The sequence below is a fragment of the Streptomyces sp. NPDC093225 genome (assembly GCF_044753805.1).
Taxonomy (GTDB): Bacteria; Actinomycetota; Actinomycetes; order Streptomycetales; family Streptomycetaceae; genus Streptomyces.
Window position 1 is genome coordinate 22,817 of record NZ_JBIVNX010000001.1, and the last position, 25,472, is coordinate 48,288.

Below are 25,472 nucleotides of genomic sequence, written 5' to 3' on the forward strand. Positions count from 1 at the left end.
CCGGCGAAGACCGGTCCACGGGCGGCGGTCCGTCATGATGACGGAACGGCCCGCCCCGGCGCGCAGCCGATCACGGCCTGCGCCGCCGCCGCGGGGGCCGGTCGCGTCGCCGGGAGGACGGAGCCCCGCGTGAGTACGTTCGCACTGATCCACGGTGCCGGTGACTCCGGCTGGTACTGGCACCTGGTCGCGGCCGAGCTGCGGGCGCGGGGGCACGCCGTGGTGGCCCCGGACCTTCCGGCCGACGACGACGAGGCGACGCTCGACGACTACGCGGACGCCGTGCTCCGGGCGGTCGGCGACCGCCGGGACCTGGTGGTCGTGGGCCAGTCGTTCGGCGCCTTCACCGCGCCCCTGGTCGCCGCCCGCCGGCCCGTCTCGTCGCTCGTCCTCGTCGCCGGGATGGTTCCGGCGCCGGGCGAACCACCGGACCGGTGGTGGAGCAACACCGGCTACGCCGAGGCCGTGCGGCGCCGGGCCGGCCGGGACGGCGGCCGTACCGGCAGCGACGACCCGTGCGTCGCGTTCTACCACGACGTGCCCCGGGCACTCGCCGACGAGGCGATGGGCAGGGAACGGGCCCACCCGTCGCCGGCCGCGTCGGCCCAGCCGTGGCCGCTCGACGCCTGGCCGGCCGTCCCGACCGGGTTCGTGCTGTGCACCGAGGACCGCTTCTTTCCCCCCGACTTCCTGCGCCGGCTCGTGCAGGACCGTCTCGGCGTGGTCCCCGAGGAGATCGCGGCCGGCCACTGCGTCGCCCTGAGCCGTCCCGTCGAACTGGCCGACATCCTGACGACCCGGGGGCCGGTGGCCGGTTCGGTGACGGGCGTCTGGTGACGGGTGACGGGTGACGGGTGTCAGGTGTCAGGTGACGAGCGCGTAGATGCTGCTGGCGGTCAGCCAGAGGCCGGCCAACAGTGCGAGAGTGATGATCAGCTGGTTCTGGTGCCGTTCGAGCCAGGCCCGCAGGGCGTTCAGCCGGGCCTGCGCGGCGTCCGGCGCCCAGACGGTGTACATCTCCATGACCAGGAGACTGAGGGTGGCCAGCACGCAGTAGCCCGTCAGCGCGAGCCAGTCGGAGAGGGACGAGAGGTCGGCGTCGACGACCGTGGCCGCGCCGGCGCCGACCAGGGCCCAGGGCTGGAGGAGCCAGGCCAGTGCGGCGGCGGTGCCGAGGGAGGCGTTGTCGATGCGGCCCGTCCAGCTCGGCGGCCGGTGCGGGCGGGGTGGCCGCCGGAGCCGGTAGCCGCCGAACAGCACCAGCCCGACGCCGATCGCGAGCTTCGCGGCGAGCGCGGTGGTCGACGGCGTGCTGTGGTGGCGCGGCGGCGTCCCGCCGGTCAGCAGCATGACGCAGGCGATCACCGCCACGAGGTTGGCCAGCCAGGACAGGACGAAGGCCAGGCCCTTGCGCACACCACGGCGTGACGCGAGCAGCAGGATGAAAGCGCTGTTGTGCAGGGGGCCGAAGGTGATGGCCGTGCCGATCACGATCAGGTCGACGACCATCGGCACGGCGGCTCCCTGAGGACGGGCCCGCCGGCGTCTCCGGGCGGGCACCGTCCACGGGCTTGCCCGACGAGCAGGGGTGCGGTCGCCCGCGCGGCGCCGCATCCCGACTCTGCGGCTCCGGGTCCCGGCGGGTCAAGCGGGCCACGCCGACGCCGGACGGCCCGTTCCCCCGGAGACGCCCCACTCACCCTCACGGCCGCGTCAGCGAGGACCGCAGGGCCCCCCATCAGCCCCTCGCGCCTTTCCCGGAAGGCCCGGCGCGCCTGGGCGCACGCGGGATCGTCCCGCGTGTGGCCGGCCATGACCGCGTCCTGGTACAGGAGCAGGTGGTAGGTGGTGTCCTTCGCCATCCGGCCGATCTCAGGGCTGGCCAACAGCTCGAGCTGGTACTGCTTCGCGTGCACGGCGTGAGCCGAGATGCTCGCGCGGGCGAGCTGGGCCCGCTCGTCGGCGGGGAGACCCTCCCTGCGGCTGGCGTCGCTTATGGCGTCGCGAGCGGCGGTCAGGGCCTCCAGGAACGCGGCGGAGACGGTGCGTAAGGTCTCCCGGTCACGTTCCACCGTGTCCCTCCGCCACCGTACGCGGTCCGTGGTGAGGGTGGTGCCCACGCCGATGACCGCGCCGACGAGCGTGGCCACGAGTGCTGTCCATTCCATGGCCGGAACACTAGGGGCCCGTCTGACGGCCCGACAGGGGATCGCGCGGAACCGCCAACCCCCGTACGCCCTCTGTTTGGTCATGAGCACAGCACCACGATCGGAGGCCGCCATGAACAGGCGCACCATGCTCGCAGCGGGCACCGGCTTCGCGGCGGCCGCCGCCTGGACGGTCGGCTGGGGCAACGGCGAGGGCAACGCCGCCCCCGGCCGCGGCTCCGCCACCGGCCGGCAGGCACTCCCGGGCACCACCTCCGCCCGGTCCGGCGCCCACCCGGGCCCGCCGGGCGCCGCGGACTGGTCCGCGCTGGGCAGGGGCCTCCAGGGCGGCCTCGTACGCCCCGGCGACGCCGACTACACGACCGCCCGCCAGCTGTACAACACCCGCTTCGACGGACAGCGCCCCGCCGCCGTCGCCTACATAGCCAACACCGCGGACATCGCCGAGTGCCTGGCCTTCGCACGCAAGCACCACACCCCCGTCGCCATACGCAACGGCGGGCACTCCTACACCGGTTGGTCCAGCGGCACCGGGCGCCTGGTCGTCGACGTCTCCGCGCTGAAGTCCGTACGCACCGCCTCCGGCAGCGCCGTCATCGGCGCCGGCGCCAAACTCATCGACGTCTACACCCAGCTCGGCGCGCACGGCGTCACCGTCCCCGGCGGTTCCTGCCCCACGGTCGGAGTCTCCGGCCTGACCCTCGGCGGCGGCCACGGCGTGGTCTCCCGCGCCTACGGCCTCACCTGCGACAGCCTCACCGGCGCCCGCATCGTCACCGCCGACGGCAGGACCCTCGACGTGTCCAAGGACCGGGAGGCCGACCTGTTCTGGGCGCTGCGCGGCGCCGGCAACGGCAACTTCGGCGTCGTCACCGAACTGCGCTTCCGCACCCACAAGGCCGCCGACGGCGTCACCGCCTACCTGACCTGGCCCTGGTCGAAGGCCGCCGCCGTCCTGCGCGCCTGGCAGGAGTGGGGCCCCACCCAGCCCGACGAGATCTGGTCGGCGCTGCACCTGTCCGCCGCCCCCGGCCGCACCCCCACCGTCTCCGTCGCCTGCTTCTCGCTCGGCACGTACGGCGGGCTGCAGAACGCCGTCGACCGCCTGGCCGACCGCGCCGGCGGCCCCGGCCCCGCCTCCTCCGTCACCCTGCGGCGGCGCGGCTACCTCGACACCATGCGGATGTACGCGGGCTGCGCGACGAAGTCCACCACCCAGTGCCACCTGCCCGGCAAGACCCCGGGACGGCAGCCCACCGGCCTCCTCCAGCGGGAGACGTACGCGGCGCGCTCGGACTTCTTCGACCGCTCGCTGAGTCCCGCCGGCATCAGGGCGCTGCTCGACCAGGTCGAACGCTACGGGCGCCGGACCGGCGGCGGCGGAGCCGTCTCCGTCGCGCTCACCGCGCTGGGCGGGGCCGTCAACCGCGTCTCCCCGCAGGCCACCGCCTTCGTACACCGGCGCTCGCGCTTCCTGGCGCAGTACACCGGATCCTGGCCCGCCGGCGGCTCCGGCAGCGTGCAGACGGCCTGGCTGGACGGCGCGCACACGGCGATGCGGCGCTACGCCTCGGGCGCGGCGTACCAGAACTACGCGGACGCGTCCCTGAAGGACTGGCGCGCCGCGTACTACGGCCCGGCCGCCGACCGGCTGACCAGGCTGAAGAAGCGTTACGACCCGGACCGGCTCTTCGACTTCCCGCAGGCCCTGTGAGCCGCCGGAGGCGTGGCGGGACCCGGGACGGCCGGGCGGCGTGAAGGTCGCCGCCCGGCCCGGCCCGTCGTACGGCGCACCGCCCGGTGACACGACCCCGCCGCGCGCCGGCGACGCGGTTTACGGAGCGGGCCGTCCGGCGTGACACTTGAACGGTGGACCGGTCGGAGGCGCTGAACCGGCTGGTGTCGCCGCGGGCCCGCGACCGCCTCGGCGACGCCCTGTTCCAGCGCGTCGCCGGCCCGTCCGGCCGGGAGAACCGGGCCAGGATCCACGGTGCCCCGGGCCCGCGGTGGTTCGCCCCCGACGAGCCGATCCGCCGCGTGCACGGGGACGCCTCGATGTTCGTCGGCGGCCTGAGCGCCCTGCTGCTGCAGTCCCTGCACCCGCGGGCCATGGCGGCGGTCGCGGCCCACTCGGGGTACCGGGGGGACCCCTGGGGTCGCCTCCAGCGCACCAGCACCTTCCTCGCCTTCACCACGTACGGCACCGCCACCGACGCCCAACGGGCGGTGGACCGGGTGCGGGCGGTCCACGAGCGCGTCCGCGGCCGCACCCCGGACGGGGAGCCGTACCGGGCCGGCGACCCGCACCTCCTCGAATGGGTGCACGTCGCCGAGGTCGACAGCTTCCTGCGCGCCTACCGGCGCTACGGCGCCCGGCACCTGGACGCGGCCGAACGCGACGCCTACGTCGCCGGTGCCGCCCGCGTCGCCCGCGCCCTGGGCGTGGCCGACCCGCCCGGCACGGTCGCCGAGCTGGTGGAGCGCATCGAGGCCTTCCGGCCGGAACTCCGCGGTACCGAGGAGGCCCGTGCGGCGGCCCGTTTCCTCCTGCTCCACCCGCCGCTGCCGTGGCCCGCGCGGCCGCCCTACGCGCTGCTGGCGGCGGCCGCGGTGGCCCTGCTGCCGCCCTGGGCGAGGGCGCCGCTGGGCCTGCCGCTGCTGCCGCGGACCGAGCGGTGGTGCGTACGGCCCGCCGGTGCGGCGGTCACCGGCACCATCCGCTGGGCGATGCACCCGCCGCCACCGGGCGCCCGCTGACCGGGACCGCCGGTCCCCGGTGCCCCGCCCGCGGCCGTCACCCGGCCAGCCGGCGTACGGCCGCCACGACGGCGCCCGCCCCGTCCTCCGCCGCCATGTGGCGCGCCGCGACCGCGGCGGCCGTCGCGTACGACGGCTCCCGCACCACCCGCGCCAGCGCGTCCCCGAGCCCCTCGGCGGTCAGCGAGCGGAACGGGATCGGGGCCGGGGCAGCGCCCAGCGCGGCGAGCCGCCCGGCCCAGAAGGGCTGGTCAGCGGCCACGGGCACGGCGACCGACGGCACCCCGGCGCGCAGCGCCGCCGCCGTGGTGCCGGCCCCGGCGTGGTGGACGACGGCGGCCAGCCGCGGGAACAGCAGGGCGTGCGGGACATCGCCGACGGTCATGACGTCGTGCCCGTCGCGCCCGTCGGCGGCGAGGCCGGCGCTGCCCGACTGCAGGATGCCGCGCAGCCCCGCCCGCCGCAGTGCGCGCACGGCGATCCCGCTGAGGCGCTCACCCTCTCCGGCGGCCATGCTCCCGAAGCCGACGAGCACCGGCGGCGGCCCGGCCGTCAGGAAGTCCTCCAGCTCCGCGGGCAGCCGCCGGTCCGCACCCACGTACGGCCACCAGGGACCGGTCACCGACAGTCCGGCCGCCCAGTCGGACGGCCGCGGCACCAGTGCCGTACTGAAGCCGTGCAGGACGGGCCACCCGGACTCGTCCCGGTGCCGGCGCATGCGTGTCGCGGTCAGCGCCGGCAGCTCCAGGCGGGCCCGCAGCCGTGCCACCGCCGGCTCGAAGACCCGGTCGGCCATGCGGAGGGCGAACCGCCCGGCCGCGCGGTTGCCGAACCGGCCCAGCGACCGCGTCCCCGTCACGGTCGGCGGGAAGTCGCCCGTCGGGGCGGTGGGTTGGAGGTACACGCCGAGGCTCGGCGTCCCGGTGGCCTCCGCGACGTGCCAGCCGAGCGGTGCGGTGGTGGCCGACAGCAGGAGCAGGTCGGTGCCCCCGTCCACCGCGTCGGCGAACCCCTCGCCCAGTTCGGTGACGAACGAGGCGGCGGCCCGCAGCAGTTCGCGCTGGGACCGGGCACCCCCGTGTCCCCGGTGGTCCGCCGGCAGCGGTCGGAACTCCAGCCCGGCCTCGGCGGCCAGGGGCGCGAAGCCCTCCGTGGCGGCCAGCGCCACCTCGTGCCCGGCACGGCGGAGTGCGACGCCCAGCCCGGTGTAGGGAGCGACGTCACCGCGCGAGCCCGCCGTGGCGATCAGGATCCTCATCGGTCTTCCTCACGTGTGATGCGTTGGGTGCGGGCAGAGGGCCGGGCAGGGCTGGGTTGGACACCGCCGCGGCGCGACGCGTTCGCGTGGACCGCCTCGTGCAGGTAGGCGGCCAGCCCCGGACGCTGCTGCGAGGGCGGCACCACGAGGGCGAACGCGCGCGGGTCGGTGGCGAAGTCGGCGGCGATGCGCCGGTGCATGTCGGGCGGGCACGGTGCGAACCAGCGGGTCACGTGCAGCCGGTGCGCCTCGGCGACGTCCATCGCCCGTTCGCCGTCGGCCGGTTCGCCGTCGTCGAAGGCGGCGAGCAGCTCCGCCCGCCAGGCGGCCGCCTCGCCCATCAGCCGCCGCCAGTCCTCCTTGGTGTGGGCCGCGGCCCGGGCCGTCGCCTGCCGGTGCCCCTCGGAGTCCTGCCACTTCAGGTGCGCCTCGGTGGCGTAGCTGAGGTCGAAGACGATCTCGCCGAAGACCTCGAACCGTTCCTCGGGCGTCAGGGACACCCCGGTCCGCTGGACCTCGACGGCCCGCTCGGCCACCTCGGCCAGCCGCTGCAGCCGGGCGATCTCCTCGGCCAGCCGCCGCTGCCGGGCCTTCAGGTGCTCCAGCGCGTTCGCCTGGGGGTCGGCCAGTATCTCGGCGATCTCGTCGAGGGCGAAGCCCAGTTCGCGGTAGAAGAGGATCTGCTGGAGCCGTGCGAGGTCGGCGTCGTCGTAGCGGCGGTACCCGGCCCGGCTGCGGTCGCCGGGCGAGAGGAGCCCGGTCCGGTCGTAGTGGTGAAGCGTGCGCACGGTCACCCCGGCGAAAGCCGCGACCTGACCGACGGTGTAGCCCATGGACCTGCCCTTTCGTTCGCTCACAGCCTCGAGCCTGACGTAAGGGGAGGGTCAACCCGGCGGGCGGGTGCCGCCCGCCGGGAGCCGTTGCGTGGCCACCGCTGCTCGGTTCCCTACGAGCGGCGGCCGCCCGCATCAGGACCGAGTCGACGGTGCGGACCGGGCGAGGGCGCTGGGCCACCAGGCGCGCGGGCCGATGTCGACGACCAGCGCCGGTACCAGCAGCGACCGCACGACGAGCGTGTCCATCAGGACGCCGAACGCGACGATGAACGCGATCTGCACGAGGAACGCCAACGGGATCACCATCAGCGCGGCGAACGTCGCCGCGAGCACCACCCCGGCGGAGGTGATCACCCCTCCGGTCGTGACCAGTCCCCGCAGCACGCCCTCGCGGGTGCCGTGGACCAGGGATTCCTCGCGCACCCGCGACATCAGGAAGATGTTGTAGTCCACGCCCAGTGCCACGAGGAACACGAACCCGTACAGCGGCACCGACGCGTCGGTGCCGCCGAAGCCCAGCAGGTGCTCGAAGACCAGCGCGGACACCCCGAGCGTCGCCAGGAAGTTCAGCGCGACCGTCGCCACCAGCAGGACCGGCACCAGCACGGACCGGAGCAGTGCGAGCAGGATCAGCAGGATGATGCCGAGGACGACCGGCACGATGAGGGTGCGGTCGCGCCCCGCCGTCTGCTGGGTGTCGTACTGCTGGGCCGTGTACCCGCCGACCAGGGCGTCGGCTCCCGGGACCGCGTGGAGGCGTTCCCGCAGCCGCTGGACGGTCGCCTTCGCGGCGTCGCTGTCGGCCGCCGCGTCGAGCGTGGCGTCCAGGCGCACCCGGCCGTCCACCACGAGGGGGTCGCCGGTCCCCGGCCGGCCGGCCGCCGTGACGGCGGTGACCGCGGCGACGCCCTCCGTGGCCTCGGCGGCCGCCCGTACCCGAGCGGCCCGGCCGGCGTCGGTGATGATGACGGCCGGGTTGCCCGAGCCGCCGGGAAAGTGCCGGGCCAGGGTCTGCTGGGCGCCGACCGAGGGGGCGTCGTTGACGAAGATCTCGTCGAGCGGGACGCCCTTGGACGACAGGGCGGGGGAGAACGCGGCCAGGACCGCGAGCAGCAGGGCCGTCGAGGCCCACACCCGCCGCGGTGCCCGGTCGATCAGGCCGGCGACGCGGCGCCACACCGCGTGGCCGTCGGCGGTGGAGGCGGCCGGGCCGGGCGTGGCCGGCCAGTAGGCCGCGCGCCCGAGCAGCACCAGCACGGCCGGCAGGAACGTCAGCGTGCTCAGCACGGCACAGCCGATCCCGATCGCGCCGACCGGCCCGAGCGCCCGGTTGTTGGTGAGGTCGCTCGCCAGCAGGGCCAGCAGGCCGAGGGCCACCGTGGCCGCGCTGGCGGTGACGGCTCCCGCGGACCGGCGCACCGCGGCCACCGCCGCGCCCGCTCGGTCGCCCCGCACCGCGAGCTCCTCCCGGAACCGCGCGGCGAGGAGCAGGGCGTAGTCGGTGGCGGCGCCGATCACCAGGATCGACAGGATCCCCTGCACCTGGCCGTCCACGCGGACCGCGCCCCGGTCCGCCAGCGCGTAGACCACCGCGCAGGCGAGGGCGAGGGCCAGGACGGCACTGACGATGATCACCAGGGGGAGCAGCACGCTCCGGTACACCAGCAGCAGGATGAGGAGCACCGCCCCGAGCGCGACGCCGAGCAGCAGCCCGTCGATGCCGCCGAACGCGTCGGCGAGATCGGCCCGGGCCGCGGCCGGACCGGCGATCTGCACGACCGTGCCGGGCACCCGCCCGGCCGCCCGCCGCACCTCGTCCAGTACGGCCGGGAGTTCCTCGCCCAGGTCGGGCGCGAGGGGTACGACGGCCTGGATCGCCAGACCGTCGCGCGAGACGACGGGCGGGGAGGGCGTCCCGACGGTCCCGGGCCGGCCGGCGAGGCCCGCGAGGGCCCGCCCGGCAGCCTCCCGCCGCGAGCCGCCGACCCGGTCCCCGTGCGCCGTCCACACCAGGACGGCCGGGACGGACGGTGAGGCCTCGAAGGCCTTCCGGGCCTCCAGGACCCGCGTCGACTCGGCGCTGCGCGGCAGGAACGCGGCCTGGTCGTTCGTCGCCACCTCGCCCAGCCGGCCGGCGTACGGGCCGAGGGTCGTGCCCACCCCCAGCCAGACGAGCAGCAGCACGAGCGGCACGGTCCAGAAGGCCCAACGCGGTGTTCTTCTCACTCAGGATCCTCGAAGCAGGAGATAGCTCGACAGTAAAGAATCTCAATCATCGAGACATCTTATGCTGAAGCCATGCCTGCGACGATCGACGACTCCACATCTCCCCTTCCGGCCGACGACCCCATCGGGTTGCAGTCCTTCGCCGTTCTGCTGCGCCGGATGAACGCGGAGTTCAACCGGATCGCGCAGGACTTCGCCCACGAGCAGGGCCTCCACCTCACCGACGTACAGGCACTGATCGCCGTACTGGACGCCGCCGACGACGAGGCCGACGGCCGCATGACGCCCGGCCGGCTGCGCAAGCAGATGAACCTCACCTCGGGCGCGATGACGGCATGCCTGGACCGGCTGGAGCGGACCGGACACATCCGCCGCGTCCGGGCGGCCGACGACCGCCGCGTGGTCCACCTCCACTACGAGGAGCGGGCCCGCCAGGTGGCCCGCGCCTACTTCCGCCCCCTGGCCCACGGTACGGACGCCACCCGCGCCGGCTTCAGCGACGACGAACTGCGCGTGGTGGTCCGCTTCCTGGCCGAGATGAACCGGCACCTGTCCCTCATCGGCCGCTGAACCCGCGGACCGCCCCCGAACAGGGCCCCGAACAGCCGAAACGGCCCGCCGGTAGCGGCGGGCCGTCACGTCCTCCAGGTGGGGTGTCCGGTGTCAGAAGCCCCACGGGCTGAGCTCGAGGATCGCCGCGAACAGGTGCCCCCACACGTCGCCCGCGGGCGACTCCTCGTCCACCGCCAGCGGTTCGAGGGCGGCGACCTCGCGCAGGAAGTCCCCCCGGCCGTCCTCACCCGGGTACGGGTCCCAGCAGGCACCCATGTACCGGTACACGGCCTCCAGTAGACGCACGAAGGTCTCGGTGTCCCGGGCGAAGGGGAACGGCCCCGTACCGTTGCGGACCATCGACACCGCGCCCGTCCCGGGGTGGACGAGTACCAGACCGGTGTCGCCGTGCCGGAGGTCGAAGGTGCCCAGGTGCAGCAGGCCGTTCCCGTCCGGCTCCAGCCCGTGCGCCTTCCCGTCGGCCCAGGCCAGCCCGAACGAGGCGACACCCGCGGCGAACCACGTCGGCAGCCCCGCCGTCACCGCCAGCTCCCGAGTGGGCTCGTGCACCAGCGCGGCGGGCAGCTGGTCCTGCGTCAGCAGCACCGTCCCGTCCGCGTCGAACGCCGCCACCAGGCGGGCCGCGTCGAGGGGTGCCTCGGCCGCCGTCGGCCCCGCGAACCACGGGGCGCCCTCGCCCCAGGAGACGGCGCCGGAGCCCGCCGGCCCGTCGTCCGCCGCGCCGTTGCGCTCCAGGACCACGACGCCGCGCGGCTCGAAGAACATCACGCGGCCGCCGCCGAGGGGAGCGGGCTCCTCCCAGGTCTCGGGCTGGTGGAGGCCGTGCTCCTCGTCCGGGTCGAAGAGGACCGGGCCCTCGACGGGGGCGTCGTACGGCCGCTCGGTGAACTCGCCGTCGGCGGGCACGGGAAGCCGTTCGCCGGTGGCCGGATCGAGCCAGCGCTCCTGGGTCCACTGGGACCACAGCCTCAGCAGGACACGCCCGTCCGGCCCCTCCCGGACCTCGACGTCGACGTCCCCGCTCAGGTTCGGCTCGGCCCGGTAGGCGCCGAGCGGCCGCCACCAGGCCCAGACGGTCCGCCACGGCATGCCCGGCTCGGCTTCGGCGACCCGGTCGGCGTAGGCGTCGTGGCCCAGCACCTTCGCGGCGAAGTGCAGCCACGAGGCGAACTCCGCCCGCGGCACCTCGACTCCGCCGAGGATCGCGACGGCCTGGGCATGGACCTCGCGACCCGCCCCGCCGCCGGTGGCGGGCAGGTCCCCCAACCCGTCCCGGCCGGCCGCGAGCAGGGCCGCGGGGGAGGCGAACAGCGTGTCGAGATCGTCGCGAGTCATACGGACATGCTGCCAGCCCCCACCGACAGCCCCGTTCGCAGCCCGTCTTCGAACCTCGCCCCCCGTCGGCGGCGGGGGCGCCGGCGGCGCGGGACCCGGAGCTCCGCATCGTCCCGCTTAGGGGACGACCCCACCCGGTTTCGGGGATTTCCCGGAGTGTGGCGAGGTGTCCGCCGCTCCTAGGGTGCGGGCATGCCAACTTCCCGACGCATCAAGGCCTTCGTGGCCTGCGTGGCGCTGCTCGCCGCCGCCACGACGGCCACGGCCGGCATCACCACCACGACCGCCGCTGCCGCCCCGGATCCGTTAGCGCGCTTCCACGGCCAGCACGTCGACTGGCACGCCTGTGCCGTCGGCGCCGACGACGAGCTGGGCCGGGCGCTGGACGCCGCCGGCGCCGACTGCGCCGACATCACCGTGCCGCTCGACTACGCCGCCCCCCGCGGTCGTACGATCACCGTCGCCGTGTCCCGCCTGAAGGCCACCGACACCGACCACCGCGTCGGCCCGCTGCTGCTGAACGACGGGGGACCGGCCGGGCCCAGCCGCCACATGCCACTGACCACGTCGAAGGTGATGGGGGAGGTCGCCCATCGCTACGACCTGATCGGCATGGACCCGCGCTTCGTCGGCCGGAGCACCCCGCTGGACTGCGGCTGGGACCTCGGCTCGGCTCCCCTGCGCTCCGCGGGCGCCGACCGGGCGGCGTACCGCCGGGAGGTCGCCGTCGCCCGCGACCTGGCCCGGCGGTGCGCACGCGCCCACGGCGACGTGCTGCCGTACGTCACCACCCGCAACACCGCCCGCGACATGGACGTCATCCGCGCCGCCCTCGGCGCGGACACCCTGTCCTACCTCGGCTACTCCTACGGCAGCTACCTCGGCGAGGTCTACACGCAGCTCTTCCCCGGCCGTACCGACCGCATGGTGCTCGACGGCGTCAACTCCCCGCGGCTCTACCAGCAGACCCTGCTGCGCAGCGCCCAGGCGGCCAACGAGGCGGCCCTGCGCGCCTGGGCGTCGTGGGCCGCCGCACGACACGGCACCTACGGGCTGGGCAGCACGCGCGCCGAGGTCCTCGGGACGGTGGCGCGCATCCTCGACGCAGCCGCGCACGAGCCGCTGCGGATCGGGAAGGGGAAGCCGTACCTGCTGGACGAGCACGTCCTCCCCGCCGTCCTCGTCGGCGGCCTCGGCAGCGACCTCGACGGGCGGCGCGCCGACCTCGCGGAGACCGTCCGCCTCCTGGCGTCCGCAGCCGACCGGAAGCCCGTCGAGCCGTCCGAAGCCCTCGCCGGTCAGCTGGAGTTCCTGCTGACCCGGGCGGGCTCGGCCCCCGCCAGCCAGATGACCGCGATCGTCTGCGGCGACGTCGCCGAGCGGCGCGGCGTCGGCAGCTACTGGCGCGCGGTCCAGGCCTCCCGCGAGCGGTTCCCCCTCGCCGGCCCACTGGCCAACAACATCACCCCCTGCGAGTTCTGGAGCCGGCCCTCGGAGGAGCCGACGGTGCTCGACAACGACGTGCCGGCCCTGCTCGTCGCCGCCACCGGCGACCCCCGCACCGTCTACGCCGGCGCCCGGGCCGTGCGCGTGCAGTGGCCGAGCTCCCGGCTGCTCACCGTGGACGGCGCCCGCCAGCACGGCCTGTACGGCGAGTACGGCAACGCCTGCGTCGACGGCCGCGTCAACGCCTACCTGCGCACGGGTCGGCTACCCGTGCACGACCCGACCTGCCGGGCGTAGCCCCCGCGGCGGCGGCCGGCGTCACGGGTGCGGTCACCACAGGGACGGGAAGCACCTGTTCATCCACGCGTGAGGCGCTTCGGTTCCGTCCCACCCGCCCTCGGGGCGACCGGCCACCACCTCGATCGCGTCCAGGCGCGCGCCGGGGTGGGCCTCGGCGAGATGGGCGCGCCCCGCCGCGTACAGGCCGTCCAGGGAGTCGTCGAGGGCGGCGGCGGGGCCGGGGCGCAGACACAGGCCGCAGCGGGCCTGGAGGAAGGCGCTGTGGTCGGGAGGGAACAGGTGCCAAGTCACATGGTGCCTAACGACGTCGAGGGTGCGGTGGGCACCCTGCCCGCCCCGGACCGTTCGCCTCGCGGGTGCGGTCCGCGGCGAGGAAGTGGCTGCCGTCTCGCGCCGGTCATTCGGCCGAGGTCCCCTCGCTCCGTTTCCGGACATCGCGTCGCGGCGGACCGGATCACGTGTTTTCGGTGACGTTGGCCGAAGCGTCGGCACGCGTTCACCGGGCGCATGCATTCGGCTCGATATCGCGCCTGCCGGTGCGGGTGTGAGATATATCGAAGTGATGCGTCCAAAACGTTTCGGCAAGTCGAATACCGAGTCCGGCCGCCGCGGTGTCCGCGTGGAATTCACGGGTGCCCGGCGCGAGGGGGAGGGATTTCGGAGGGCGGGATTCGACCCCTCCGCGCAAGCGGAGCTTGTCCGGAAGCTGGGGATCGGGTGTGGTCAGACGGTGTGTCGCCGGGCTCTGAGCCGGCCACGACGCGCACGGCCAGCCCGATATGCGAGCCGCCCTTTCCGGCCATTTTTCGGCGGGGGCGTACTGCTTAATTCGATGCGTGCGTGGCGTGAATTCCTAAGTCCGTGATCATCTGATCATCCGCCGACTAGCTGTTTCGGGTGAACGAAGTGTGCAATTTTACTCATGGGTGCGTGATCGCTGGTATCAATTTCCATGTGCTCGGATTCGAGCCGGATAACGCCGTTATTTGGTCGCGCGTAAATCGCGCCGACCTGCATCGAGATGGGAATCCGCGTCATGGGAATCACCCTCCGCAAGACCCTCGCCCTCACCGCGCTGGCGCTGGCGGCCTCCCTCCTGCCGGCCGGTTCGGCGGGGGCGGCGAGCGCCGCCCAGCAGGCCGCACGCACCCCCGGCCGGTACTGCCTCGCCAACGCCTGGGGGACCCCGAACATCTCCTCGAAGCCGTGCGACGCCGCGGACCAGGGCCAGCACTGGACGGTGTCGGGTAACCAAATTTCCCTCACCAACGCGCGCGCCTACTGCCTGGCCAACACCTGGAACACCGCGCAGGTCTCGACGAAGCCGTGCAACCCCAACGACCCGGGGCAGTACTGGAACGTGTCGGGCCAGCAGATCTCCCTCACCTTCGCCCCGGCCTACTGCTTCGCCAACGCCTGGGGGACCCCGGACCTCTCCACGAAGCCGTGTGACGCCGCCGACCCGGGGCAGAAGTGGGTGGTCTTCAACGACCAGATCAGCCTCGCCAACGCCTGATCCTCGAGGCCGCGCCCGGGGCGGGCCCGCACCTCCCCGGGCGTGGCCGTCGGGGATCGGGTCCTGGCACCTGTGATCCCCGCGATCCCCGCGATCCCCGCGATCCCCATGGTCCTCGTGGTCCTCGTGGTCCTCGTGCGGAGCCTCCGCCCACCGTCGGGCGGAGGCTCCGTCGTTTCCTGTCCGGCGCGGTCCACGGCGCGGATTCGGGGCCCGTCGGTCACCCCCCGCCGGCTACTCGAGAGTCACATTCAGAAGTTCCGTATCTGCAATCCGAGATTCGAATAGACCTAGTAGATGCGAGGCTGAGTGGCTGTTAGAGTCCGCATGCGCTGCTCGTCACCGAGCGGCGAACTGGCCGGTCCGAACCCCTGGTCTGCCCCTGAGCGGCGTACATCCGCGAGGCAGGCAGCCGTTGCGATGCCGTGGCACCTCCGCACCTGACGCCGTCCGTGCCCCACCGTCCGGATTCCGCTTCGTACCGCGCCGTCCAGCCTTCGACGTCCGGCGCTCGTCCACCGTCGCGTCGCGCGCCGCTCGTCGTCCGTCGTCCCCCAGTAGGGAGAAATCCACGTGAACACAGGACTGCCACGCCGCTTCGCCGCCGGTAGGACGCTCCTCCTGGGCGCCGTACTGGCGCTGGCCCTGCCGGGAGCCGCGTACGCCAACACGGTGAGCGTCACCGTGAAGACCCCCGGGGCCACCAGCGGGCCCGGCTCCGCCAACTCCGAGATATCGACGCACGCGGACTGCTCCGCGGGCCTCGTCTCCGGCGGCGGGATCAACCAGGCCATCGGCACCGGCTCGGGCGTGAACGGCAACCACGTCAACGGCACCGCGCCCAGCTCCAACGGCACCAGTGAGTACACCGGCACGACCGGCGTGGTCGGCACCGACGTGACGCACTGGCTCGGCATCGGCGGAAGCGGCGGCCAGGTCAACGCCTCCTTCTCCACCACCCCTTACGCGATGTGCTTGACCAGCAACCTGATCAACCACACGCAGGTGGTCATGAACAAGGCCAACACCCCCACCACCGGGGCCACGGTCGGCCTCGTCGTGGCGACCTGCCCGGCCAGCACGCGCCTGCTCGGCGGCGGTGCCCGGACCACGCCCGGCAACACGGGCAGCTACAAGACCATCGCGAGCTTCCCCACCTTCAACAACGCCGCCCACGACTACGGCCAGAAGGCCGCGGCCAACGGAGAGACCAACCCCGACTCGTGGGCCGCCGTCGGCTGGGACGGCAACAACAACAGCGCCAACTACACCTACGCGTACGCGATCTGCAGCGGAAGCGGCATCGGCGTCAGCGGCGCCACGGTCACGGTCCGCCACAGCGAGGTGAGCGGCCCCACCACCGGGAGCACCGGCCAGACGGCCACCGTCGGCTGCGGCCAGGGCGACGGCAAGCTGATCAGCGGTGGTGCCGCGATCAGCGGAGGCAGCGTGACGACCACCGACTTCACCGGTCCCGGCTCGGGCGGCGACCACCTCAACGGCAGCTTCCCCAGCACCTCCGGCGGCGCCGCGGTCGGCGACGGGACGACCACGGCGGCCTACTGGACGGCCTCCGCCCACACCGGCGGGCAGAGCTCGCCCGGCACCCACACCGACGTCTGGGCGCTGTGCGCCGACGACGGCGTCTGAGGCAGCGGTTGCCGACGACGGGCCACGCACGAGAAGACGAGGAAGAGAACCCGATGAACACGAACCTCCGGCGGAGCTCCGCCACCGCCAAGGCCCTGCTCCTGGCCGGCCTCCTGACCGTGGCGGTGCCGGGCGCCGCCTACGCCAAGACCGTCGACGTCACCGTCGTCACCCCCGGGGCCACCATGGGTCCCGCGACCCCCTTCACCGGGGTCACCTCGCACGCCGACTGCCCCGACGGCCTCGTGTCCGGCGGTGGGGCCGACCAGGCCATCGGCAGTGACGAGATGTCCAACGGCAACCACGTGATGGGCATGGTGCCCAGTGCCGACGGTGCCACCGAGTACGTCGACGCGCCCGGGACCGTCGGCACCGACGCCACGCACTGGATGGCGTTCGGCGGCAGCGGGAGCCGCAGCAGCGACGCCTTCTCCACCACCCCGTACGCGATCTGCCTGCAGAGCAACCTGATCCGGCACACCCAGGTGGTCATGAACAAGGCGCCGGGTCCCACCAGCGGGCTCTCGTCCAAGCTCGTGACGGCGACCTGTCCGACCGGCACCGTCCTGATCGGCGGCGGTGCCCGTACCACCCCCGCCAGTGTCGGCAGCCTCAAGCCGATCGCCAGCTTCCCCACCTTCGACGACGCCGAACACCACTTCGGCTCGATCGCGGCGGGCGACGGCGAGCGCAACCCCGACTCCTGGACGGCGGTCGGCGGGATCGGCGGCGGACGCGGCGCGGACAACATGACCTACGCCTACGCGATCTGCAGCACGGACGACGTCAAACTCAAGCACGTGGCCACGACGGTCCACTTCACCGAGGTCAGCGGCCCGGACACGGCTTCCACGGGTCAGACGGCGACGACCGGCTGCTCCCGCGAGGACGGCCGGCTGGTCAGCGGCGGCGCCGCCATCAGCGGGGGCAACGTCACCACGACCGACTTCTCGAAGGCGACGTCGGGCGGCCCCCACCTCAACGGCAGCTTCCCCAGCAACGCCGACGGCACCCCGTCCGCCGACGGGAGCTCCACCCCGTCGTACTGGACGGCAGCCACCCACAGCGGCGGTTCGCCCTCCCAAGGCAGCTACTCCGATGTCTGGGCGCTGTGCCTCGACGTCCGGCAGGGGCGCGCGTAAGGAGCGGCCCGGGACGCACACCTGAGGGGGTGCGTGTGGTCACGGAGGGTGAGTTTGGGGGGTGGGGGCGGTGAGGCGGCCCACAGGGCCCAGGTCACATCCGAGGGGGGATAGTAGGTCCGTGCTGCCGTGGTGTCCGGCCCCTTGTGTGTGCTCTGAGCTGCGGTTTCTCGGCTTGCGGGGGGTTGGGGGTTGGGTGGGGTGGCTGCGGTGCGGGGTAGTAGGTGGGGTCGTTGCCTTGGGGTCGGGGGCCTGGCTAACTGGTGTTGTCGCAGGGCGGCCGGGGTTCGGCCCCGCCTCGCCGACGATCCCCTCTCCCTCGTGTGAGTGGCTCTCGCACGCCTTCTGGGTGTGTCTGTGACGGTCCTTGTTGTCTTCGGAAGGTTCTACGTGTCCTACGCCGTCATCCGCCGCATCGCCACCTCCAAGAAGACCCTCGCGGGCACCGTGGTCGGCCTTGCCGCCGCCGGTTCCCTGCTCGCCACGGTGCCGGCGCAGGCCGCCGCTCCGGCGGGTGCCAAGGCGATCGCGCAGCAGATGATCAAGGACCCGGCGCAGTTCGCGGCGTTCAGCAAGATCGTGGAGCACGAGAGCGGCTGGAACCCTTCGGCGACCAACGCTTCCTCGGGTGCGTACGGTCTGGTGCAGGCGCTGCCGGGTTCGAAGATGGCCTCGGCGGGCGCGGACTGGAAGACCAACCCGGCCACGCAGATCAAGTGGGGTCTGGACTACATGAACTCCCGTTACGGCTCCCCGGTCGGCGCGTGGAACTTCTGGCAGGCCAACCACTGGTACTAAGCCACCAGCGGGCAAAGACGTGCGAAGGCCCCGGTGGCCGGCCTCCCCAGGCCGGCCACCGGGGCCTTCCCCCATCCCCGACCGTCCCTAGAACTCCGCTCTGGCGAAGGGCTCGGTGCCGTCCTGTGCCTGCTGTGCGCGGTCCGACAGCATCCGGGCGAGCGAGGTGAGGGCCGACGGGCTGAGCTCCCCGCTGCCCGTGGTGTACGTGACCCAGGTCACGACGGTCCCGACGCGTACGCCCGCCTCCGCCTTTTCGGCGTTCACGACTCCTCGCCGAAAGGCGACGCTTTCGTTCCCCATCGGAGGCAGGGACATGGTGGAGGAGTCGTCCCTGTCCGAGCGCAGGTCTTCGAACCGCTGCGCGGCGTGGGCCGCGGTGTCGTACGCCTGGACGTAGAAGTACGCCGAAGCGGCCGCCTCCTCGTTCCCGTACCCCACCCCTGCCGTGAACCGGACTCCCTCGCAGGAGGAGCTGCAGTCGGCCGGGACACCCTCCGTCACCTCGGCCGCCCGTGCCACCCGCCAGCCGGCCGGAAGGCTCCCGGAGTCGGGCAGCACCGTCTCGGTGGTGGCGGAGTCCTTGAGCGTCGCGACCTTCCCGGTGCTGCCCGACCTGCCGGGGCTGCCGTCGGCGCCGAAGCCGTCCAGGACGCTGCGGAAACCGATGACGAGCAGCACGGCGAGGACCGTGCCGACGGCGGTCAGGGCGATCACCACGCCCCTGGTCCGGGGGAGCTGCACCGGACCGATCACGATGGTGCTGCGATTCGCGTTGCCTCCGATGTGGATCCCCTGGGTGACCGCCGTGGGCGGCTGAGGCGGCTGGGGAGGCTGGGGCGGGAGCGCGGCCGGTTGAAGGGCGGTCCACAGTCGGCCGGAGAACTCCGGATCGGCCTCCAGGACGAGCACGAGCCGCTCCCGCACGGCGCTCGCCGCACCGTCGGCCGCGGGCTCGGTCTCGAAGCGCTCCATCGCGCTCCGCCCGTCGTGGGACTCGCCCAACCGGGACCGGACCAGCTCCTTCACCTCGTCGACGACGGCGCTCCCGGCGCTCGAGGCGATTCCCGTGGTCATGGCCGTGACGGCCATGGTCGCTAACTCTGCTGCTGACATGTGCACAGTCTGGCGTGCGCATGCCCGATCAGGACCTGCCGGGCCCGAAATCCAGGCGCTGGTCGTCACCGCGTCGGCGGGCTGCGCGGACCGACGCGCCGGGGCGAGTGCGGTCACGGTGTCCCTCGGGCGCGGGCGCGGACTCGTGGAGTCGGCAGCGGACGTCGACGACGCCCTCGACGGCCCGGGCCAGCCGTTCGGCCAGGGGGATGAGATGCCCCTCCCCGACCTGGCCGGTCACGGTGGCCACGCCCTGGGTGACGGATACCCTGACGGCGTCATGGGTGCCCGGGAACAGGCGCTCGACGACACTGCGGCGGATCTCGGCCGCCAGGTCGTCGTCGGAGCGGAGGAAGACCTTCAGGAGGTCGACCCGGCTGACGATGCCCTTGAGGGTGCCGTCGGCATCGACGACCGGGAGGCGCTTGACGCGGTGCTCGGCCATCAGCCGGGCGGCTCGGGACAGGGTGGCGTCGGGGCGGACCGTGACGGCCGGGGCGGTCATCAGGTCCTCGGCGCGGTCGGAGCCGGCCTTGGCGGTGTCGTCGAGGCGGCGCATCTGCTCGACCAGACCGGGGCGGTACTCGTGGAACTCCTCCTTGGGGAGCAGGTCGGCCTCCGAGACCACGCCGATCACGTGCCCGTCGCGTTCGACGACCGGGACGGCGGTGACCTTCCAGCGCCCCATGACGGCGGCGATCTCCTTGAAGCCGGCCGCCGGCGTGACCGCCACGACCTGCTTCGTCATCACGTCGGCAACGCTGTACATGGCGTACCTCCCGGTCCTTCCCCGAGCGTCGGCCCCGCGGCCCGCCCTCCGCGAGGGCCACGAGGGCCCGGCCCGGGGGGCCGTTCGGCCCCACTGGCGCCGGGGCGGACCGCCCACGGCACCGACCCGAGCGCCGCGCACGACGCCGTACCGGTGAACGCGGGGGTCGGGCACCCGTGACGGCGCACCGGAGCTGGGAGTGGACGTACGACCGCTACGACCCGAAGACGGAGCGGCTCGTCGAAGCCCTCTGCACCCTCGGCAACGGCCGCTTCGCCACCCGGGGGTCCGCCCCCGAGACGCTGGCCGGCCCGGTCCACTACCCCGGTACCTACCTGGCGGGCTGCTACGACCGGCTCACCTCGGACGTGGCCGGCCACCGGGTGGTCAACGAGGACACGGTCCGGCTGCCCGACTGGACGGCACTGCGCTACCGCTGCCTCCCCGAGGACGGCCCGCCCGGCCCCTGGCTGACACCGGACGACCCCGGCCTGCGTCGCTACCGCGTCCTCCTCGACCTGCGCGCGGGCACCCTCACCCGCCGGATGCTCTTCCACGACGCGCAGGGTCGCCGCCTGGGAGTCGTCCACACCCGGCTCGTGCACATGGGCGACCCCTACCTGGCCGCCCAGCGCACCACCTTCCGCGCCTACGGATGGACCGGCTCCGTCGAGATCGAGTCCGTCCTGGACGGGGACGTGGCGAACACCGGCGTCGAGCGCTACCGCGACCTGGCCGGCCGGCACCTCACCCGGCACCGGGCCGGCGTGGCCGCAGAAGGGGTGGCGTGGCTGACCTGCGCCACGGCCTCCTCCCGGATCCGGATCGCGGTCGCGGTCCGCACCTCGGTCAGCCCCCTCGCCCCCGTGCACCCGCAGTGCACGGCGAGGACGGCCACACAGCGGTACGTCGTTCGGTTGCCCCGCGGCCGCCCCGCCGTGGTCGTGAAGACCGCGGCCCTGCACACCTCCCTGGACCGCCCCGCCTCCCGGCCGCTCCGCCAGGCCCTCGACCGGGCGGCCCACGCACCCGCCTTCACCACCCTCCTGGCCTCCCACCGGGCCACCTGGGAGCGGCTCTGGGGAGCGGGCGAGCTGCGGGCCCCGGGCGAGACCGGCCGGATCCTGCGCCTGCACGCCTTCCACGTCCTGCAGACCCTCTCCCCGCACACCGCCGAGCTCGACGCCGGCGCCCCGGCCCGGGGCCTGCACGGCGAGGCGTACCGGGGGCACGTCTTCTGGGACGAGCTGTTCGTCCTGCCGTACCTGACCCTGCACTTCCCCGAGACCGCGCGCGGCCTGCTCCAGTACCGCCACCGGCGCCTCCCGGCGGCCCGCGAGGCCGCCCGCCGGGCCGGGCTGACGGGAGCCATGTTCCCCTGGCAGAGCGGGAGTTCCGGCGCGGAGGAGACCCAGACCCGGCACCTCAACCCGCGCTCCGCGCGCTGGCTGCCCGACCACTCCCACCTCCAGCGCCACGTGGGATCGGCCGTCGCCTGGAACGTCTGGCAGTACGCACAGGCCACCGGCGACCTCGGCCACCTGCACGGCCCCGGCGCCGAACTCCTCCTCGGCATCGCCCAGTTCTGGGCCGGCACCGCCACCTGGGACCCGGACCTGGGGCGGTACCGGATCCGCGGCGTCGTCGGCCCCGACGAGTACCACGACGGCTACCCGGACGCCGCCGTCCCCGGCATCGACGACAACGCGTACACCAACGCCACCGCCGCCTGGGTGCTCGCCCGCGCCCTGGAGACGTACGCCGGGCTGCCCCGCGCCCACCGGGCCGAACTCCTCGCCCGGACCGGGGCGCACCCCGGGGACCTCGACCGCTGGCAGGACGTCTCGCGCCGCCTGTACGTGCCCTTCCACCGGGGCGTCATCAGCCAGTTCCACGGGTACGGCGACCTCGCCGAGCTCGACTGGGACGGCTACCGGGCCCGCTACGACGACATCCGCCGCCTCGACCGGATCCTCGAGGCCGAGGGCGACACCGTCAACCGCTACCAGGCCTCGAAGCAGGCCGACACCCTCATGCTCGGCTACCTCTTCGGCCCCGCCGAACTGCACGCGCTCTTCGACCGCCTCGGCTACCGGCTCGACGACGACACCTGGCGCGCGACCGTGGCGTACTACCTGCGCCGCACCAGCCACGGCTCCACCCTCAGCAGCCTCGTCCACGGCTGGATCCTCGCCCGGCAGCAGGGCCCGGACGCCTGGCGCTACTGCGAGGAGGCCCTGCTCAGCGACGTGGCCGACGTGCAGGGCGGCACCACCGGCGAGGGCATCCACCTGGGTGCCATGGCCGGCACCCTCGACCTCGTCGAACGGGGCGTCATCGGTCTCGAACCCCGCCCCGACGGCCTGCGGATCGACCCCGTGCCGCTCGCCGGCGTGCCCCGCTCGGCGTTCACGCTCTGCTACCGCGGACACCGGGGGATCGACGTCCGCTTCGTCCCCGGCCGGATCGGCATCCGCGTCCCCGCCTCCCCGCTCGGTCCCGTGCCCCTGCTCCTCCCCGGCGGGCGGCGGGTCGTCCTCGCGGCGGGGGAGGAACGGTGGTTCAGCCTGCGACCGTCCACGGGCAGGGCCGAACGGCCCCCTCCGGAGCCTTGACGGCCCGAGCGCCGCGGGGCCGCGCCGGAACAGAGTGGACAGGGGGACCGCACCGCGGGTACCGCCGGGTGACCCGCACGACGAGCGCCCGGCGCCACCCCCGAGAAGGGAGGAACGCCATGGACGGCAAGCGGGTCCTGGTCGCCTACGGCACCAAGCACGGCGCGACCGCCGGGATCGCCGAGGAGATCGGCAAGACCCGGCCGGCGGATCTCAGCGCAGCGTGAGGACCTCGGCGGCCGGGCGGCGCGGTGTGGCGGGTCCGGGGGGCCCGTAGCCGAGGCGGAGGACCATCTGGACGTGGCCCTTGCCCGCGAGCGGGTCGCGGGCCGTCCAGCGCAGTTGGGGCCACTCGAGGGGCTGCGAGGTCATGGAGGTCGCCAGCCCGTCCGCCGTGGCCTGGAGCAGTACGCGCTGCAGGGCCTGCCCGGCGCGCAACCAGTCGGCGGGGGCGTCGCCGTCCGAGGTCAGGAGGGCGAGCTGCGGCTCCTTCTCGAACGACGCCCAGGACCGGCCGCGTACGGGCCGGACGCGGCCGAAGTCGCGGACGGTGGCCGTCCCGGTGGTGGCGCGCGGGCCGAAGGCGGTCACCGGGATGCCGTCGGTGCGGCCCCCGGTACCGGGCCCGGCGTGGGTCCAGACCGCGGTCTCGGCGCGTGCGACCGGATCGATCTCCTCGCGGTGCTCGGCGTCGCGCGCGAGCTCCAGGACCGTCTGCACGTGCCACGGCTCGGGAACCGTGAGGTGGCAGCCCTCCAGGCGGGCGGCGCCGGCCAGTGCGTCGAGGAGCGGGGTCGGTACGGGTTCGTCGCGGAACGGGAAACGGCTGGTGTGGCGTCGGCGCAGGGCCGGGTGGAGTCCCGTCAGGTCCTGGTCCGTCCCGGCGGGCGCGGTGAAGCCGACGGCGGCGAGCAGCCACGGGTCGGAGGCGTCGGGAAGGAGGCGTACCCGGGCCTGGAGTCCGCGGTGGGCGGCGGACACGCGCAGGTTGAACAGGGCGGCGGCGCACCCGAGGTGCAGGGCGCGGTGTCCGGGGTCGGCGTGCGCCATCGCGCGGTCGCGGTCCCCGTACAGCGCGAGGGTGCCGGTGTCCGTGCCGAAGACGAAGCGCCAGGGCTGAGCGTTGTGCATGGAGGGCGCGGTGACGGCGTCGTCGACGAGCCGGACGACGGCCGCGGGGTCGAGCAGGAGCGGGGCGGTTGCGGGAGTGGTCACGGCAGTGGTCCTGTCTGGGCTCACCACGGCATCGCGTGGCGCGAGGGGACGGTGGGAAGGGTCGGGGCGTCGTCGGTACGGGCGGTGACGCGGGAGGCCACGGCGACGACGCCGTCGACCTGTTCGACCAGGTGCCGCAGGACGGGGAGCTGGCTGGTGCGGTCCAGTCGGCCGGTGAGCGTGACGATGCCGTCGACCACGTGCACCTCGACCGCGTCGGCGGGCGCGCCCAGGACGCCCGAGAGGACGTCGTGCTCCACCCGGTGCCGGATCTCCGCGTCCGGCCGCAGGAACAGGCGGAGCAGGTCGCGGCGGGTGACGATGCCGACGAGCCGGTCCTCCACGTCCACGACGGGCAGCCGCTCGACGCCGCGGCGCGTCATCAGCCGCGCCGCGTCGGCGGCCGGCTCGTCGGCGTGCACCGTGACGGCCGGGGCGGACATGAGGTCGCGCGCGGTCCGGGGCGACGGCTCGGCGGGCCCCTGACCGGCGGCGGGGTCCTCCGGTCCCGAGCCGTCGGGCGACCGCGGTCCGGAGCCGTCGGGCCACTGGGGTCCGGAGCCGTCGGGCCACCGCACTCCGGTCGGGACGGCCGCCGCGGCCACCCGCGCCAACAGGTCGGTCTGCGACACGATGCCGAGGACCCGGTCCTCCTCGTCGAGCACGGGAACGCCGGTGATGTCGTGCTGGGCGAGGACCTTCGCCACGTCCTTGAAGGGGGTTTCCGGGGCGACCGAGACGACCTCGTCGGTCATCAGGTCCGCAACCTTGACGCGCTGCATGGGGCACCTCCCGCCGTGGCGCGCCCGTCTCCCGGGACGCGTGGGTCAGGTGTCCACCGTCCACCTCGGCCGCGGGGCGGGGGAGGGGCCGAACGGTCCCTCCGCGGGCCCGGACGGGCCCCCGGACGGCGCCACCCGTCCCGGCCCCCGAGCGGGCAGGGCCGGTCGGCCGCCGTGACTCCGTCGGTCCCGGGGCGGCCGCCGACACGTCCTAGACGTGGGAGCCACCGTCCTTGCCGTCCCGGGCGTTCCGCTCGTGTTCGTGGACCTGTGCCGCGATGACCGCGGCCTGGACGCGACGTTCCACGCCCAGCTTGCCCAGCAGCCTCGAGATGTGGTTCTTGACGGTCTTCTCGGACAGGTAGAGCTTCTTGGCGATCTGCTGGTTGGTGAGACCCGCGCCGATCAGCTCCAGGACCGACCGCTCCCGTTCCGAGAGTCCGGCCAGGCGGGCGTCCTCGGGCGGCTTCGACGCCTCCGGGTCGCGCAGCGACCGCATCAGGCGCGCGGTGGTGGCGGGGTCGAGCATGGACTGGCCGGTGGCGACCGTCCGTACGGCGGCGACCAGGTCGGAGCCCTTGATCTGCTTGAGGACGTACCCGGCGGCCCCGGCCATGATGGCGTCCAGCAGGGCGTCCTCGTCGTCGAACGACGTCAGCATGAGACAGGCGAGGTCCGGCATGCGTGCACGCAGCTCGCGGCAGACGGTGATGCCGTCGCCGTCGGGAAGCCGGACGTCCAGCACGGCCACGTCGGGCCGCAGCGCCGGGCCGCGGGCCAGGGCCTGCTCGGCGGTCCCGGCCTCGCCCACGACGACGATGTCCGGCTCGCCCTCCAGGAGGTCGCGCAGGCCGCGGCGGACCACCTCGTGGTCGTCGAGGAGGAACACCTTGATCGGTGCCTCGGACGGGGCCCGCGGTGCGTCGGACATGGTCACCCCCGACCCGGTTCGTGACGTACGCGCCGATGC

General features: G+C 74.1%; 22 protein-coding genes. 10 read left to right on the plus strand and 12 right to left on the minus strand.

Annotated elements, in window-relative coordinates; all coding sequences use genetic code 11:
* Positions 1-129 precede the first annotated feature (129 nt).
* Entirely contained in the window at positions 130-837 is a 708-nt protein-coding gene (locus ACIQCH_RS00120) for an alpha/beta fold hydrolase (RefSeq protein WP_402576213.1), read from the plus strand.
* Between the two features lie 27 nt (positions 838-864).
* On the opposite strand, the gene ACIQCH_RS00125 is transcribed toward ACIQCH_RS00120, so the two are convergent.
* Positions 865-1,509, minus strand: coding sequence for a GAP family protein (locus tag ACIQCH_RS00125; RefSeq protein WP_402576879.1), 645 nt, complete (start codon positions 1,507-1,509; stop codon positions 865-867).
* A 771-nt stretch (positions 1,510-2,280) separates the two neighbouring features.
* On the opposite strand from ACIQCH_RS00125, the gene ACIQCH_RS00130 reads away from it, so the two are divergent.
* Positions 2,281-3,882 (plus strand): FAD-binding oxidoreductase, encoded by a 1,602-nt coding sequence (locus ACIQCH_RS00130; protein ID WP_402576215.1) that lies wholly within the window; start codon positions 2,281-2,283, stop codon positions 3,880-3,882.
* Between the two features lie 155 nt (positions 3,883-4,037).
* The gene (locus tag ACIQCH_RS00135) at positions 4,038-4,925 is read left to right on the plus strand and encodes an oxygenase MpaB family protein (protein ID WP_402576217.1); all 888 of its coding nucleotides are present in this window, start codon (positions 4,038-4,040) and stop codon (positions 4,923-4,925) included.
* Between the two features lie 37 nt (positions 4,926-4,962).
* Here the strand turns inward: ACIQCH_RS00135 and ACIQCH_RS00140 are convergent, their stop codons facing one another.
* From ACIQCH_RS00140 to ACIQCH_RS00150, 3 genes are all read right to left on the minus strand, one after another.
* Entirely contained in the window at positions 4,963-6,183 is a 1,221-nt protein-coding gene (locus ACIQCH_RS00140) for a glycosyltransferase (RefSeq protein ID WP_402576219.1), read from the minus strand.
* A complete protein-coding gene (locus tag ACIQCH_RS00145; RefSeq protein ID WP_402576881.1) occupies positions 6,180-7,016 on the minus strand; it encodes a MerR family transcriptional regulator in 837 nt (278 codons plus the stop codon). Before ACIQCH_RS00145 ends, ACIQCH_RS00140 begins: the two co-directional genes overlap by 4 nt.
* A 135-nt stretch (positions 7,017-7,151) precedes the next feature.
* Entirely contained in the window at positions 7,152-9,245 is a 2,094-nt protein-coding gene (locus ACIQCH_RS00150; protein WP_402576221.1) for an MMPL family transporter, read from the minus strand.
* Between the two features lie 72 nt (positions 9,246-9,317).
* On the opposite strand from ACIQCH_RS00150, the gene ACIQCH_RS00155 reads away from it, so the two are divergent.
* Entirely contained in the window at positions 9,318-9,815 is a 498-nt protein-coding gene (locus tag ACIQCH_RS00155) for a MarR family winged helix-turn-helix transcriptional regulator (RefSeq protein WP_402576223.1), read from the plus strand.
* A gap of 93 nt (positions 9,816-9,908) precedes the next feature.
* Here ACIQCH_RS00155 and ACIQCH_RS00160 read toward each other — a convergent pair whose 3' ends face one another.
* On the minus strand, positions 9,909-11,153 hold the full coding sequence (locus ACIQCH_RS00160; RefSeq protein WP_402576225.1) for an SUKH-4 family immunity protein: 1,245 nt from the start codon (positions 11,151-11,153) through the stop codon (positions 9,909-9,911).
* Between the two features lie 192 nt (positions 11,154-11,345).
* On the opposite strand from ACIQCH_RS00160, the gene ACIQCH_RS00165 reads away from it, so the two are divergent.
* The gene (locus ACIQCH_RS00165; protein WP_402576227.1) at positions 11,346-12,896 is read left to right on the plus strand and encodes an alpha/beta hydrolase; all 1,551 of its coding nucleotides are present in this window, start codon (positions 11,346-11,348) and stop codon (positions 12,894-12,896) included.
* A 33-nt stretch (positions 12,897-12,929) separates the two neighbouring features.
* Here ACIQCH_RS00165 and ACIQCH_RS00170 read toward each other — a convergent pair whose 3' ends face one another.
* Both ACIQCH_RS00170 and ACIQCH_RS00175 read right to left on the minus strand, forming a co-directional pair.
* Positions 12,930-13,190 carry a hypothetical protein gene (locus tag ACIQCH_RS00170; protein WP_402576229.1) on the minus strand — a complete coding sequence of 87 codons (261 nt, stop codon included), beginning with the start codon at positions 13,188-13,190 and terminating at the stop codon, positions 12,930-12,932.
* 582 nt (positions 13,191-13,772) lie between these two features.
* Positions 13,773-13,937 carry a hypothetical protein gene (locus ACIQCH_RS00175; protein ID WP_402576231.1) on the minus strand — a complete coding sequence of 55 codons (165 nt, stop codon included), beginning with the start codon at positions 13,935-13,937 and terminating at the stop codon, positions 13,773-13,775.
* On the opposite strand from ACIQCH_RS00175, the gene ACIQCH_RS00180 reads away from it, so the two are divergent.
* The 4 genes from ACIQCH_RS00180 (at position 13,936) to ACIQCH_RS00195 (ending at position 18,005) form a co-directional block, all read left to right on the plus strand.
* Entirely contained in the window at positions 13,936-14,415 is a 480-nt protein-coding gene (locus tag ACIQCH_RS00180) for a ricin-type beta-trefoil lectin domain protein (RefSeq protein WP_402576233.1), read from the plus strand. The two genes, ACIQCH_RS00175 and ACIQCH_RS00180, sit on opposite strands and share 2 nt — an antisense overlap.
* Positions 14,416-14,988: 573 nt before the next feature.
* A complete protein-coding gene (locus tag ACIQCH_RS00185) occupies positions 14,989-16,065 on the plus strand; it encodes a hypothetical protein (protein WP_402576235.1) in 1,077 nt (358 codons plus the stop codon).
* A 53-nt stretch (positions 16,066-16,118) separates the two neighbouring features.
* Entirely contained in the window at positions 16,119-17,207 is a 1,089-nt protein-coding gene (locus ACIQCH_RS00190; protein WP_402576237.1) for a hypothetical protein, read from the plus strand.
* Positions 17,208-17,597: 390 nt separating this feature from the next.
* Entirely contained in the window at positions 17,598-18,005 is a 408-nt protein-coding gene (locus ACIQCH_RS00195) for a transglycosylase SLT domain-containing protein (protein WP_402576239.1), read from the plus strand.
* Positions 18,006-18,092: 87 nt separating this feature from the next.
* Here the strand turns inward: ACIQCH_RS00195 and ACIQCH_RS00200 are convergent, their stop codons facing one another.
* Positions 18,093-19,121 carry a hypothetical protein gene (locus tag ACIQCH_RS00200; RefSeq protein ID WP_402576241.1) on the minus strand — a complete coding sequence of 343 codons (1,029 nt, stop codon included), beginning with the start codon at positions 19,119-19,121 and terminating at the stop codon, positions 18,093-18,095.
* Between the two features lie 28 nt (positions 19,122-19,149).
* Positions 19,150-19,890 (minus strand): CBS domain-containing protein, encoded by a 741-nt coding sequence (locus ACIQCH_RS00205; RefSeq protein WP_402576243.1) that lies wholly within the window; start codon positions 19,888-19,890, stop codon positions 19,150-19,152.
* Positions 19,891-20,066: 176 nt separating this feature from the next.
* Here ACIQCH_RS00205 and ACIQCH_RS00210 point away from each other — a divergent pair, with 176 nt between their 5' ends.
* The gene (locus ACIQCH_RS00210) at positions 20,067-22,505 is read left to right on the plus strand and encodes a glycoside hydrolase family 65 protein (RefSeq protein ID WP_402576245.1); all 2,439 of its coding nucleotides are present in this window, start codon (positions 20,067-20,069) and stop codon (positions 22,503-22,505) included.
* A 213-nt stretch (positions 22,506-22,718) separates the two neighbouring features.
* Here the strand turns inward: ACIQCH_RS00210 and ACIQCH_RS00215 are convergent, their stop codons facing one another.
* The 3 genes from ACIQCH_RS00215 to ACIQCH_RS00225 all read right to left on the minus strand — a co-directional run bounded on the left by ACIQCH_RS00215 (position 22,719) and on the right by ACIQCH_RS00225 (position 25,433).
* Complete coding sequence (locus ACIQCH_RS00215; protein ID WP_402576247.1) at positions 22,719-23,720, minus strand: Acg family FMN-binding oxidoreductase; 1,002 nt, start codon at positions 23,718-23,720, stop codon at positions 22,719-22,721.
* 20 nt (positions 23,721-23,740) lie between these two features.
* Positions 23,741-24,502 carry a CBS domain-containing protein gene (locus ACIQCH_RS00220; RefSeq protein ID WP_402576249.1) on the minus strand — a complete coding sequence of 254 codons (762 nt, stop codon included), beginning with the start codon at positions 24,500-24,502 and terminating at the stop codon, positions 23,741-23,743.
* A gap of 211 nt (positions 24,503-24,713) precedes the next feature.
* Positions 24,714-25,433, minus strand: a complete 720-nt coding sequence (locus ACIQCH_RS00225) for a response regulator (protein WP_402576251.1) — start codon at positions 25,431-25,433, stop codon at positions 24,714-24,716.
* Positions 25,434-25,472 lie beyond the last annotated feature (39 nt).

Bases quoted from the DNA above. Each gene is read 5' to 3' on its own strand.
- ACIQCH_RS00125 (WP_402576879.1), bottom strand. From the start codon at position 1,509: ATGGTCGTCGACCTGATCGTGATCGGCACGGCCATCACCTTCGGCCCC.
- ACIQCH_RS00130 (WP_402576215.1), top strand. From the start codon at position 2,281: ATGAACAGGCGCACCATGCTCGCAGCGGGCACCGGCTTCGCGGCGGCC.
- ACIQCH_RS00140 (WP_402576219.1), bottom strand. From the start codon at position 6,183: ATGAGGATCCTGATCGCCACGGCGGGCTCGCGCGGTGACGTCGCTCCC.
- ACIQCH_RS00145 (WP_402576881.1), bottom strand. From the start codon at position 7,016: ATGGGCTACACCGTCGGTCAGGTCGCGGCTTTCGCCGGGGTGACCGTG.
- ACIQCH_RS00155 (WP_402576223.1), top strand. From the start codon at position 9,318: ATGCCTGCGACGATCGACGACTCCACATCTCCCCTTCCGGCCGACGAC.
- ACIQCH_RS00160 (WP_402576225.1), bottom strand. From the start codon at position 11,153: ATGACTCGCGACGATCTCGACACGCTGTTCGCCTCCCCCGCGGCCCTG.
- ACIQCH_RS00165 (WP_402576227.1), top strand. From the start codon at position 11,346: ATGCCAACTTCCCGACGCATCAAGGCCTTCGTGGCCTGCGTGGCGCTG.
- ACIQCH_RS00180 (WP_402576233.1), top strand. From the start codon at position 13,936: ATGGGAATCACCCTCCGCAAGACCCTCGCCCTCACCGCGCTGGCGCTG.
- ACIQCH_RS00175 (WP_402576231.1), bottom strand. From the start codon at position 13,937: ATGACGCGGATTCCCATCTCGATGCAGGTCGGCGCGATTTACGCGCGA.
- ACIQCH_RS00190 (WP_402576237.1), top strand. From the start codon at position 16,119: ATGAACACGAACCTCCGGCGGAGCTCCGCCACCGCCAAGGCCCTGCTC.
- ACIQCH_RS00200 (WP_402576241.1), bottom strand. From the start codon at position 19,121: ATGTCAGCAGCAGAGTTAGCGACCATGGCCGTCACGGCCATGACCACG.
- ACIQCH_RS00205 (WP_402576243.1), bottom strand. From the start codon at position 19,890: ATGTACAGCGTTGCCGACGTGATGACGAAGCAGGTCGTGGCGGTCACG.
- ACIQCH_RS00220 (WP_402576249.1), bottom strand. From the start codon at position 24,502: ATGCAGCGCGTCAAGGTTGCGGACCTGATGACCGACGAGGTCGTCTCG.
- ACIQCH_RS00225 (WP_402576251.1), bottom strand. From the start codon at position 25,433: ATGTCCGACGCACCGCGGGCCCCGTCCGAGGCACCGATCAAGGTGTTC.